The organism is Gemmatimonas sp. (genome assembly GCF_044345575.1).
Classification (GTDB): domain Bacteria; phylum Gemmatimonadota; class Gemmatimonadetes; order Gemmatimonadales; family Gemmatimonadaceae; genus Gemmatimonas.
The window spans coordinates 1-12016 of the sequence record NZ_JBIJAW010000080.1 but is presented as its reverse complement, the minus strand read 5'-3'; the positions used below and the strand labels follow the sequence as shown (position 1 = coordinate 12016).

9 protein-coding genes and 2 pseudogenes are annotated in these 12016 nt (G+C 67.4%); 7 read left to right on the top strand and 4 right to left on the bottom strand.

Features of this window, described 5'->3' with window-relative positions:
- The 4 genes and pseudogenes from ACIQ6O_RS06965 to ACIQ6O_RS06950 form a co-directional block, all read right to left on the bottom strand.
- A pseudogene (locus tag ACIQ6O_RS06965) lies at nucleotides 1–2103 on the bottom strand (hypothetical protein); the annotation flags it as partial.
- Nucleotides 2100–2939 (bottom strand): PPK2 family polyphosphate kinase, encoded by an 840-nt coding sequence (locus ACIQ6O_RS06960; protein WP_396207054.1) that lies wholly within the window; start codon nucleotides 2937–2939, stop codon nucleotides 2100–2102. The pseudogene ACIQ6O_RS06965 and the gene ACIQ6O_RS06960, both read right to left, overlap by 4 nt.
- Nucleotides 2936–3388, bottom strand: coding sequence for a pyridoxamine 5'-phosphate oxidase family protein (locus ACIQ6O_RS06955; RefSeq protein WP_396207053.1), 453 nt, complete (start codon nucleotides 3386–3388; stop codon nucleotides 2936–2938). The genes ACIQ6O_RS06960 and ACIQ6O_RS06955 overlap by 4 nt, the downstream gene beginning before the upstream one ends.
- Nucleotides 3389–3398: 10 nt before the next feature.
- A complete protein-coding gene (locus tag ACIQ6O_RS06950; RefSeq protein WP_396207052.1) occupies nucleotides 3399–4304 on the bottom strand; it encodes a cation diffusion facilitator family transporter in 906 nt (301 codons plus the stop codon).
- Between the two features lie 73 nt (nucleotides 4305–4377).
- Between ACIQ6O_RS06950 and ACIQ6O_RS06945 the strand changes: the two genes are divergently transcribed.
- The 7 genes and pseudogenes from ACIQ6O_RS06945 to ACIQ6O_RS06915 form a co-directional block, all read left to right on the top strand.
- On the top strand, nucleotides 4378–5322 hold the full coding sequence (locus ACIQ6O_RS06945) for a lysophospholipid acyltransferase family protein (RefSeq protein ID WP_396207051.1): 945 nt from the start codon (nucleotides 4378–4380) through the stop codon (nucleotides 5320–5322).
- On the top strand, nucleotides 5322–6038 hold the full coding sequence (mtgA, locus tag ACIQ6O_RS06940) for a monofunctional biosynthetic peptidoglycan transglycosylase (protein ID WP_396207050.1): 717 nt from the start codon (nucleotides 5322–5324) through the stop codon (nucleotides 6036–6038). Before ACIQ6O_RS06945 ends, mtgA begins: the two co-directional genes overlap by 1 nt.
- 98 nt (nucleotides 6039–6136) lie before the next feature.
- Nucleotides 6137–7336, top strand: a complete 1200-nt coding sequence (locus ACIQ6O_RS06935) for a hypothetical protein (RefSeq protein WP_396207049.1) — start codon at nucleotides 6137–6139, stop codon at nucleotides 7334–7336.
- 44 nt (nucleotides 7337–7380) lie between these two features.
- Nucleotides 7381–8241, top strand: coding sequence for a hydroxypyruvate isomerase family protein (locus ACIQ6O_RS06930; protein ID WP_396207048.1), 861 nt, complete (start codon nucleotides 7381–7383; stop codon nucleotides 8239–8241).
- A 105-nt stretch (nucleotides 8242–8346) separates the two neighbouring features.
- On the top strand, nucleotides 8347–8721 hold the full coding sequence (locus ACIQ6O_RS06925) for a BlaI/MecI/CopY family transcriptional regulator (protein WP_396207047.1): 375 nt from the start codon (nucleotides 8347–8349) through the stop codon (nucleotides 8719–8721).
- Nucleotides 8718–10256 carry a M56 family metallopeptidase gene (locus tag ACIQ6O_RS06920; protein WP_396207046.1) on the top strand — a complete coding sequence of 513 codons (1539 nt, stop codon included), beginning with the start codon at nucleotides 8718–8720 and terminating at the stop codon, nucleotides 10254–10256. The genes ACIQ6O_RS06925 and ACIQ6O_RS06920 overlap by 4 nt, the downstream gene beginning before the upstream one ends.
- 381 nt (nucleotides 10257–10637) lie before the next feature.
- A pseudogene (locus ACIQ6O_RS06915) lies at nucleotides 10638–12016 on the top strand (oxidoreductase); the annotation flags it as partial.

The window sequence follows — 12016 nt, the reverse complement described above, 5'->3', positions numbered from 1 at the left end:
CGCCGGCGGCAACTGGGTGGCGCGAGCAAGATCCACCACACCGACGCCGAAGCTGGTGCCCAGCCACAGCACGTTGGACGCCACACGGCTGCGCGCGATGGCCAGCACGCCGTTGGCTGGCAGCCCATCCGCATCGCTCACCTGCGTGGCCACGCGCCACTGGTCCGGCGACGGCGAGGCCACATCGAATACCGATAGCCCCGTGAAGATGGACAGCGCGACCCTCCCGTCGTCGAGGCAGGCGAAGTCCGTAATGCCCAGATTGCTGAGCACCCGCGTCAGATGCGCTGGCAGCGGCTGCCAGGTGGTTTGGTTCAGCTCGCGGGACAACACGCCCCGATCGCTGTCGAGCACCCACAGGCGGGGCTGCCCATTCACGCGCGTCGCACACACACGGCGCACGGTGCTCAACCCGACGCCCGCCGCGCGGATGGGAGAGAACGACTCGGTGGAGCTCCCCCGCGCCGTGACCGCACGCAGTTCGTGCCGACCACCGAGGTACAGTACCGATCCGGCCGACGTGGGTACCGTGGCCAGGGTGCTCACGACGCCGGAGAGAGTGGGCCACAGTCGCTCCCAGCGCGCTCCGGTCCACAACCGCACACCGTTGGTCGTGCCCGCGACCAGCGCGTCACGGCCGTCGGGGAGCACCACGCGCGCCAACTGCAGGACCCGCGCCGTATCGAGTCCCGCGTCGAGCCGCTCGAATCGGGAGCCCCGCAACACCCATGGCACCCAGTCGGACACCGCCAGCAGGTCACCACCGGTCGTGGCGCTCGCTCCCGGCGCCGACAGCGACAGGCGCTGCAGGAACGGCACGCTGCGCCGCAGACTCGCCCCGGCAAACGGGATGCTGGCGACCGTCCCTCCCGGTCGCACCTGCAGGACACCGCGATCATTCGTACCCACCCACAGCGCATCCCGCTCGTCAGCCCCACGATCGACCCACAACGCAATGACACTGTTCGCGGCATCCAGTTCGCTGGAGATCAGGCCACCGGCCACGCCGATCGACATACGCGCGAGATAGCCACCGCGTGACGAGACATACACCGCCGTGCCGCCACCATGACCGGGCACCGCCGTCAACAGCGTGATCGTGCCATGCCGATCGGAGCCACCCTTCTCCAGCGGACGCCACGTCCCGTCGCGGCGTCGGAAGATCCGTCCATCGGTGAGCCCCACCCACAGCTCAGGCTGGTCTCCTGGCGACTGCACGACCTGCACGCGAAAGGCGTCGCGTGGCGAATCGGGTACGCGCACCCAGCGCAGCGCGCCACCGCGGCGTTCGAGCTCGAACACGCCCGCCACTCCGGCCGCATACAGCACCGACCCGCTGTCCCCCGGCGACACGGCCAACGCCTGGACATCGGGTGACGCCAGCCCCTGCGGCGGACCGAAATACGTCCACGCTCCGCGGTTGAGCCGCGCCGCCCCGCCCATCGAACTCGCCACCCACAACTCCGCACTCCCGTCGGGTGCGAACCCGCTCGCCAGCACCAGGCCCAGCTTCTGCATGGGCGCGGGCAAGGGCAACGGAATGAACTTCTCACCGTTGAAATACGACACGCCGAGGGTCGTGCCGGCCACCACGCGCGGCGAGCCGTCAATGGCGTTCGTCTCCACCAGACTGAACACGACCTGGCCCTGCAACCCGTCGGCCTCGCCGAACACGCGCCACGCGCCACCGCGCGGCTGGTACAGGAGGCCCCGCCGTGTGCCAAGCCAGCGGCTGCCATTCGCGGGCAGCAGCAGCGAACGCACCTGCTGATTCTCAAAACCGTCCGGCAGTTCTTCGCGCCGCCAACTCCCGCCGGCATACTCGTACAACCCATCGTCGGCACCAAGCCACGGGATGCCGTTGCGATCGACCTGCATCGCGAACACGGTGGATGCGCGCAGCCCCGACGCGGCATCGAAGCGACGCTCGGCGATCACCTGCAACCGATGGCCACTGGGCGCCACTGACCCCATCGAGCGAACGGGAGGGCTGGACGGCGATGCGCCTCCCTGCGCAGCAACCGCCGCGGGCCACGACAGCGCTCCCACCGCCACCAGCGCGACGGCGCCAAGACGACGCAGACGTGACACCGGTTCGCTCACGTGAAGTTCCGGGCGGCCGTACGCACCGCCTCCTGCATGGCGGGATACGACGGCGTGAGAGATTCCAACGTGTCCACGAGCATCCTCGCCACGAGATAATTGCGCAGCGCCTTGTTGTCGGCCGGCACCACGAACCACGGCGCGTCAGGCGTGCTGCACCGGGTCAACGCTTCCCGATAGGCCTCGGTGTAGTCGTCCCACCGCGCGCGATCATTGAGGTCTTCCACGCGGAACTTCCAGTTCTTCGTGGGATCATCGAGACGGGCCAGCAACCGGGCGCGCTGTTCGTCCTGCGAAATGTGCAAGAAGCACTTCCGGATGACCACGCCGTTGGCGTGCAGCATCTCCTCGAAGTGATTGATCTGCGCGAATCGCGCCTGCCACACGGACACGGGTGCGAGCTGGCGTACGCGCACGGCCAACACGTCTTCGTAATGCGAGCGATTGAACACCCCGATCATCCCGCGCGGGGGCACCACCTGATGCACGCGCCAGAGAAAATCGTGTCGCAGCTCCAGTGCGGTAGGTGGCCCGAAGGCCGCCACCTGCACGCCCGTCGGGTTGAAGGCACCATACACCGACTTGATCACCCCGTCCTTACCCGACGCGTCACGTCCCTGCAGAATGAGCAGCAGCGCATGCCGCCCGTCGGCATGAAACGCATCCTGCAAGGCCGCCAGCCGGGCGAGCAGATCACTGGTGGCCTGCTCCAGCACCTTCTTGTCGGGGGCAGAGTCCACGCGCGCCGCGGCGTTGCCGAGCGACACGGTGGTCTGCTCGTGCACCGCCTCGAGCGCGAGGGCCAACGGTACCCGCTGCACTGGCACCTGCTTCACGCCGTCCCCATCGTCGCCGAACGCCCGGCGAGCTCCGTAGCGGGCAACATGAAGATCAGATCGCGCGTCGGCGTGGGATCGTGTTCAGTGAACGCCCCGGGTACGAGCGCCCGGAACGCCTCTACACCCATCGCGTACCGTTCCTGATCCTGCGTGCTGCCGTCGGGGTCGGGAAACTCCATGCGGCCGTGTACCACCACGCTGCGCCAGGAGAACAGGGCCTCGATGTGATCCACTTCGAAGGCCACCCACGGATGATGAGCGAGAACGCTCACCTTGGCTCCGTGCTGTGTGCGTCCCCAGATCCACCCGTCGCGATACACGTAGTGGACCGGCTCGATATCCACACGATCCCGGAAGGTGAAGGCGATGCGCCCCACGTGCTGCGACGCGAGCAGCGCGTGGCACTCGGCCGTGGTGAGCACGGAAAACGTCGGAGAGTTGCTCATGGGCGGGTCCTCACACGTTCGACGGTTCGTAGGGCTCCATGTGAATCAGCACGCCGACCGCCGCGGGAATGCGTTGACGGATGGCCGACTTGACGATCCCCGACAGAATGTGGGCATCGTGCAGCGTCATGGAGGGTTCGGCCTGCACGTGAATGTCCACGTAGTACGCGGTGCCGGTCTTGCGGATCTTCAGCTTCTCGATGGCGAGCACACCGGGCGTCCCCAGCGCGGCGGTGGACACCACGCTCTGGATGGTGATGTCAGGCGCCCGGTCCATGAGATCGCCCAGCGCCGTCCGCAGCAGCAGAGTGGCATTGATGGCGATGATGGCGGCCGCCACGAGCGCCGCCCAGTCATCGGCCGGCTCCCAGCCGGGGCCACCGACGATCGCCACGGTAATACCGATGAAGGCGGCCGCCGACGTGATCGCATCGGCGCGGTGATGCCACCCGTCGGCCGCGGCGGCCACGCTGCCGCTTCCTTCGCTCACCTGCAGCACCTTCTTGGCCAGCACCTCCTTCACCACGATCACCACCGCGAGAACCCCCAGCGTCCACGGGGCCGGCGCATGGTGTGGGGTGCGGATCTCGCGAATGGCCTCGATGGCGATACCGGCTGCGGCCCCGAACATGAGCGCCGACACCACCGCGCCCGCCAGCGCCTCGGCCCGCCCGTAGCCGAAGGGATAGCGGTCGTCGGGATCGCGGCTCGCGATGCGAAGCCCGCCCCACACCACCACCGACCCGATCATGTCGGTGCCGCTCTCGATGGCGTCGGCCACGAGGGCGTACGCGTTGCCCACCAGCCCCGCCACCAGCTTCACCACCGCCAGGAGCGCGTTGATGACCAGGCCGAGTTGCGCCAGACGCTGCGAGGCGAGGGCCGCGTTCGAGAGCGGGGTGGGCTGGTTCGACATCACCGGTAATATGGCAGTCGGGCCACAGCCACGTGACAGGGAGAATGCACGACAGCCGGTTAGATTCCCCGACATGAGCACGGTTGCCCCCAGTGCGGAGCCCGCACCGACCTTCTCGCATCGCGTCGAGTACGCCGCCACCCGGGCGGCGGTGGCGGGGCTGCGCCTCTTGGGCTGGCGCGGGGCCAGTACCGTGGGCGGGTGGCTCGCGCGCCTCGCCTATCGCCCCATCGGCATTCGCGCCGGCGTGGTGGAACGGCAGATCGCGGCGGCCTTCCCTCACCTCTCAGCCGACGAGGTGCGTGCGCTCTCCGGCCGCGCCTACGAGAGCCTCGGACGCACGTCCATCGAAACCGCCGTGCTCCCCGGCACTTCGCCGGCCGATGTGCTGGCGCGCGTGGAACGGGTGGAAGGGTGGCACCACGTGGAGGCAGCGCTGGCGCTGGGCAAGGGCATCATCGCCGTCACCGGCCACCTCGGCAACTGGGAGTTCGCCGGCGCCTACGTGGCGGCGCGCGGCGTCCGCGTGGATGCCGTCACCCGCGGCGCGGCAAACAAGCTGTTCGAAGCGTACATCACCCGCACGCGGCAGCAGATCGGCATGGAGGTCATCCACGACAGGGATGCCGTGCGCCGCACGCCGCGGTCGCTGCGAGAGAACCATCTCGTGGCGTTCGTCGCCGATCATGATGCGCTGGGGCTGGCGAGCACCTTCGTGCCGTTCTTCGGCCGGCCGGCCAAGACGCCGCGCGGCCCCGCGGTGTTCGCGCTCCGTTTTGGTGCGCCGGTGCTGCTCATGATCTGCGTGCGCCAGCCCAGCGGGCGCTACGCCTTCTTCGTGGAACCGGTGGAAGTGCAACCCACTGGCGATCGGGAGGCCGATGTGGACGCCATAGTGCTGCGCTATACGCAGATGCTCGAGCAGAAGGTGCGAGAGTATCCCGAGCAGTACTTCTGGCAGCATCGACGCTGGCGCCGCCAGCCGCCCGACACACCACCGCACCTGCGCGAACCCTGATGCGTTTCCTTCCTCGTCGCGGCAAAGCCCAGCCGCGCGGCTGGTTCGTGCGCGTACTACGCGCCCTGCTGCTCGTGGCGTTCGCGCCGGTGCCGTTCATCCTGCTCTTCGCGGTGGTGAATCCCCCCGTCACCATGGTCATGCTGCAGCGCGCCGGCCAACGCTTCCTCGCCGGTGACAAACCGGCATGGCCCGTGCATACGCCAGTGTCGCGCAGCGCCATGAGCCCATCGCTCCGCCGGGCCGTGCTCGCCTCCGAAGACGACCGGTTCTATCTGCACAACGGCATCGACTTCGTGGAGTTGGACAAGGCGCTCAAGCGCCGGAAGCGCGGCGGCAAGCTGCGCGGTGCCAGCACGCTCACGCAGCAGGTGGCCAAGAACATCTTCCTCTGGAACGGCCGCTCATTCGTGCGCAAAGGCATCGAGGCGTACCTCGCGTTGTGGCTCGAGCTATTGCTCACCAAGGAACGCATCCTCGACCTGTACATCAACCTCGCCGAGTGGGGCCCGTATCACTTCGGCGCCGAGGCGGGTGCGCGCTACCACTATCGCAAGAGCGCGGCCTCGCTCACGCGTGAGGAATCGGCGCGCATGGCCGCCATTCTGCCGGCGCCGCGGCGCTGGACCCCGCGCGGCAGTGTGGCATCGCGCCGTGTGGGCGCGGTGCTGCAACGCATGCAGTATGCGGCGCCCAAGACGGAAGAGCCAAAGTAGGAGCGCGTCCGTCCCCTTTGTCGGCTCCCGCCCGGGAATTACACTGTCACAATTGCCGTGATGCCCACGGTTGTGCGTCGTCTTTCAAGTCCTGCCACATGTCTGTGTCTGCCCTGAATCTCTCCGCCGCCCGGTGGGCGCGTGGACGCGCCGTCATTGTCACGGCAATCGGTGCGCTGCTCGCCACATCGCTCGTGAGCACGTCGGTGCTCGTTGCGCAGTCGTCGGCGCAATCGACCGAACCGTCAGCCACGAAATCGGCCGCGAAGTCGACCACGTCGAAGGCCGGCAATGCCGCCACGGCTTCCAAGCGTGCGAAGGGGACCAAGAAGTCGGCAAAGAAGTCAGCGAAGTCGAGCAAGAAGGCGAAGCAGTCGGCGGCCACTGCGGACTCGGGCAAGGCCCCGCGCAAGCCCGTCGGCGCGCTGGGCCCGCAGGCCGGCGATCGTCATCTGGCGTTCAAGAACACCGGCAGTGACCTGGATTCGCTGTGGCCGCCCGCGATGCCGGCACCGCTACCCGGCTCGGTCCTGCCCTCCAAGCGCATTATCGCGTTCTATGGAAACCCGCGCTCGGTGCGCATGGGCATTCTCGGCGAGTTCGCGCCGGACGAGATGCTGCGCAAGCTCGACGCCGAAGTGGCGGAGTGGAATCGCCTCGACCCCAAGACCCCGGTGCAGCCCGCGCTGCACCTCATCGCGGTGGTGGCCGCCGGCGACAAGGGATTCGACGGCAAGTATCGCAACCGGATGGACAGCACGCTGATCGAGAAGGTCTACGGCTGGGCCAAAAGCCGCAACGCGATCATGTTCATCGATGTGCAGGTAGGGCTCAGCACGTTGCAGGAAGAGCTGCCCCGGCTCGAGCGGTTTCTCAAGCGCCCCGACGTACACCTCGGCATCGATCCCGAGTTCTCCATGAAGGACGGCACGCGCCCCGGCAAGAAGATCGGCACCTACGATGCGGCCGACATCAACTATGCCTCGCGCTACCTCGCCGGCCTGGTGGAGAAGTACAAGCTGCCCCCCAAGGTGCTGGTCATTCACCGCTTCACGCAGCGCGGCGTCACCAATGCCAAGTCGATCCGCCTCGATCCCAAGGTGCAGATCGTGATGCACATGGACGGCTTCGGCCCGCCGTCGCTCAAGCGCGACTCGTACTACAGCTACATCAAGAAGGAGCCGGTGCAGTTCGCCGGGTGGAAGCAGTTCACCAAGGCGAAGAACGACAAACCCATCACGCCGCGCTCCGAAATCTTGCGGCTCTGGCCGGTGCCGCTGTACATCCAAGTGCAGTAACCCGACGCACGCGGCGTTCGGCCCCCACACACTCCCCTGCCCCCATGCATCGACGCGATATGCTCGGAACCCTTGGCACGGTAGCGATGGCCGGCGCTGTTGGCGTGCCGATCACCTCCGCCGACGAACGGATTGGGGAGGTGCCCGCGGCCGGGCGGCTACGCCAGTCGGTATCCCGCTGGTGCTACGGCAGCACGCCGATTCACGAGCTGTGCACCACGGCCAAGGCGATTGGCCTCGTGGGCATCGACCTCCTCGGCCCCGACGAGTGGAGCGTGCCGCAGCAGTACGGCCTCGAGTGCACCATGGGCAACAGCTGGGGCACGATTCCCGTGGGCTTCAACCGGCCGGCCAATCACGACAAGCTCGTGGCCGACGGCGAAACGTACATTCCGCGCGCTGCCGCGGCGGGCGTGAAGAAGATCGTGGTGTTCAGCGGCAACAAGGGCGGCATGAGCGACGGCGAGGGCATCGCCAACTGCATCGCGGGGCTCAAGCGCCTCATGCCCACGGCCGAGAAGCACGGCGTGGTGCTGTGCATGGAAATGCTCAACAGCAAGGTCGATCACAAGGACTATCACGCCGACCATACCGCGTGGGCCGTGGAAGTCGCGAAGGGGTTGAACAGCCCGAGCTTCCGCCTGCTGTACGACATTTACCACATGCAGGTCATGGAAGGCGACGTGATCGCCACCATCAAGGCCAACCTGCCGTACATCGCGCACTTCCACACCGCGGGCGTGCCGGGGCGCAACGAGATCGACGGTGCGCAGGAGCTCAACTACCGCGGCATCGCCGAGTACATCGCGAGCACCGGGTACACCGGCGTGTTCGCGCACGAATTCATCCCCAAGCGCAACGGCGTGGCGTCGCTCAAGGAAGCGGTCGCCACCTGCACGGTGTAAACGGCGGGCTGCTCGCTATCTACTGAAAAACCAGTTGACAAGGTCGGAGACCCACCGTGCTCTACTGGAAGACCAGTAGATCATCTCCACTCCGGCCGTGTTTACATGAACGATCTGCACTTCCCGCCGCGCGAACTGGCGGTGATGTCGGTGCTCTGGAAGCTCGGCTCCGCCACGGTGGCCGATGTGCGCGAGCACCTCGATGAGGATCTCGCGTATACGTCGGTGCTGTCCGCGCTGCAGACGCTCGAAAAGAAGGGCTACGTGCAGCCGGAGCCCGAGGGGCGCGCCTATCGCTACTTCCCCACCGTGGCCGCGGACAAGGCTGGCCACAGCGCCATCGGCCGCATCAAGGACGCGATCTTTCAGGGCTCCACCGAGCGCATGTTCGCGCAGTTGGTGTCGGACAAGGCGCTTAGCCGCGACGAACTGGAACGCATGCGTGCGCTGTTGGCCGAGCGGTTGGGGGACGACGCATGAGCGCGTTCGCGAACACCATCGCCGGGTGGGCGCCGTTCCTCGCGGCGTGGATGGCAACGACGCTCATCGTGTCGGCCGTGCTCACCGGCGTGGCGTTGCTGTTGCATCGACTGGCGCGCGGCGTAGCGCCGAGCCGCGTGGTCTGGAGCGTAGCCCTGTTCACGGCCGTGGCGCTTGCGGGTACGCAACCGTGGCGACGCGCCGCCCCATCCATTGTCGTGGGATTCCCCCTTCGCGTGTCGACCACCGCGACAGGCGCACCGGCTGCCGCGCCCTCCCTGACGGACCGATTCCTGAATGCCGCACGCACCGCGTCGGTGCGAGCGGACGCAGCGATGATGCAGGCATCGTCAGGACTCTCGCGGGTGGTCGCGCGTGCGCCGCTGACCGTGAAGCTGGTGCTCGTTCTCGCGTGGCCTCTCGCGACGGTCGTGCTCGTCGGCATCGGCGCCTGGACCTATCGTCGTCAGCGGCGATTGCTGCGCGCGGCGCAACCGACGGCACTCGGCCAGCATAGTGTGTTCGTGTGTGGCACGGCCGGCCCCGCAGTGTACGGGGTGCGCTCACCACGTATCGTGGTGCCCGCGTGGTTGCTGCACCGATCGCCGGAGGAGCAACAGCTCGTGCTGACGCACGAGCAAGCGCACATCACGGCGCGCGACCCGATGCTACTCATGAGCGCCTGCGCTGCAGCCGCGCTCGTGCCGTGGAATCCCTGCATGTGGTATCTGCTCAACCGGCTGCGTCTGGCCATCGAGCTCGACTGCGATACGCGTGTGCTGCAGTCGGGCGCCTCGGCCCGTCGATACGGCGCGCTGCTCATCGACCTTTCGGCGGCCGCCACACCGGCACCGCTGCTCACCGGTGCAACCGCCTTCTCGCACCACACGTCCCACCTCGAACGGAGACTTCGTCGCATGACCGATCGTCCTGTCGCCCACACCACCACCCGTCGCCTCGTCAGCCTGTCGTTGGGGGCGTTGGCCCTCATCGCGGCCTGCGGCGCCGAACTGCCCACCAGCGCCGAGCTCGAAGGGATGGACGTGACCGCCGCCCAGCAGCGTACGGCGGCGCTCGCCCCGGCACTCGGCACCACGCGCTTCGTCATCGACGGCAAGGAAGTCACGGAAGCAGAGGCCAAGGCCCTCAACGCCAATCGCATCGCCTCGATCAACATCAGCAAGCTGGACAAGAAGACCAGCGAACTGCGTATTGCCACCCGCAGTGCCGGCGATAGCACGGCTGGGGCGGTCACGACGCTCAAGCGCGTCGAGGGCTTTCGGATTGCCGTGAAGGCCGATGGGACGGCTGACAGCAGCCGTACACTCGTGATCGGCGAAAACGTCCGCATGTCACCCGCCAAGAGCACATTCGAGGGGCTGATCTTCGTCGACGGCGTGAAGGCGACGGAGGAGGCCATGAAGATGTCCCCCGATCGTATTCAGAGCATCGAGGTGATCAAGGGCGCGGCCGCCGAGAAGATCTACGGCCCCGAAGGCGCCAAGGGCGTCATCCGCATCACGACCAAGAAGTAGCCCGAGTTATTAGCGGCATCGCCACGATGTGACGCAACCGCCGCCCCTCCCGAGACCCACGGGAGGCGGCGACCTGGTCCACACGACAAGGCCCCTCCCACGGAGGGGCCTTCTTCGTACCAGGAGGTTCCATGTTCATGCCCGTCGATCGCCAGCACCCATCGGCCCGTCCGTCGCGCCTCGTCCCCATGGCCGACGGCGCGCCCTGACCCGGTCGGGCGCGCACGGCTGTCGTGAGCTTCCTGACAGCGCCCGCGCACTCCCGGCGCCAGACTCTCCGGGAGCCGCGATCTATGGCGCGCCGTGGTACCGCGACGCAACGTAGGAACGGCCGCATCTCCGATGCAGAGACACTCCCCGTTCTCCCCAGCGCCCACTGCCATGTCCGACGCCACCGCTTCCGTGACTCCCCCGACCACGTCGCGCCACGGGAAGCACAAGTATCCCGGCTTCCACGTCACATGCAGCGGCAATCAGCTGGTCACGCAGTACGTGGAGACCCGCATCACCGAGGGTGGGGTGTTCTACCCCATCACGCCGTCCACCGAAGGCGGCGAGATCTACCAGGCGTCCTTCGCCACCGGTGAATTGAACGTCTGGGGACAACAGAAGGTCGCCGCCGAAACCGAGGGGGAACACGCCGCACAGGGTGGCGCCACCGCCTTCGCGGTCACCGGGCGCCGCACGGTCAACTTCACCAGTGGCCAGGGCATCGTGTACGCGATGGAGCAGTACTACCACGCGCCCGGCAAGCTCTCCACGATGGTGCTGCAGGTGGGCGCCCGCGCCCTCACCAAGCACGCCCTCAACGTGCACTGCGGCCACGACGACATCTACGCCGCGCTCGACGTGGGGTGGATCATGCTCATGGCGCGCGACGCGCAGCAGGCGGCCGATCAGGCCATCATCCTGCGCAAGGTGTGCGAGCTCGCGCTCAACCCGGGCATGAACATCCAGGACGGCATGCTCACCACGCACAGTGAACGCATGTACCTGGCCCCCGAGGCGGAATTCCTGCGCGAGTACCTCGGTGCCCCCGACGACATCATCCCCTGCCCCACCCCGGCGCAGCGCGAGCTGTTCGGCCCCACGCGCCGCCGGCTGCCGCAGATGATGGACCTCAAGAACCCCACGCTGCTCGGCCCGGTGCAGAATCAGGAGCACCACATGAACGGCGTGGTGGCGCGGCGCAACAACTTCAGCGAACACGTGCTCCCCATGCTCTCGGCGGCGTACACCGAGTTCGCCGAGCTCACGGGGCGCGAGTACGGGCTGGTCACGCAGTACAAGACCGACGACGCCGACACCGTGTTCGTATCGCTCGGCTGCGCCGCCGAGAACATCGAAGCAGCGTGCGACTATCTGCGCGACCAGCGCAACGCGAAGGTGGGGAGCATCCACATCAACGTGATCCGCCCCTTCCCGGAAGACGCCGTCATCGACGCTCTGCGCGGCAAGAAGAACGTCATCATCCTCGAGCGCACCGACGAAAGCTTCGCCGGTGACAATCCGCTGGCGCGCGACATCCGCGTGGCGCTGGGCAAGGCCAACGAGGTCACCCGCTTCGGTGGCGTGCACCCCACGATGACGCCCGACGAAACCCCGCGTCTCTTCCGCGGCGCGTACGGCATCGGGTCGCGCGACTTCCGCCCGGAGCACATCATCGGCGCGCACGAATTCGCCACCGGTGTGTCGGCCCGTACCGACGGCCGCACTGCCGACGGCGGGGAAACGTACTTCGTGCTGGGTGTGCAGCATCC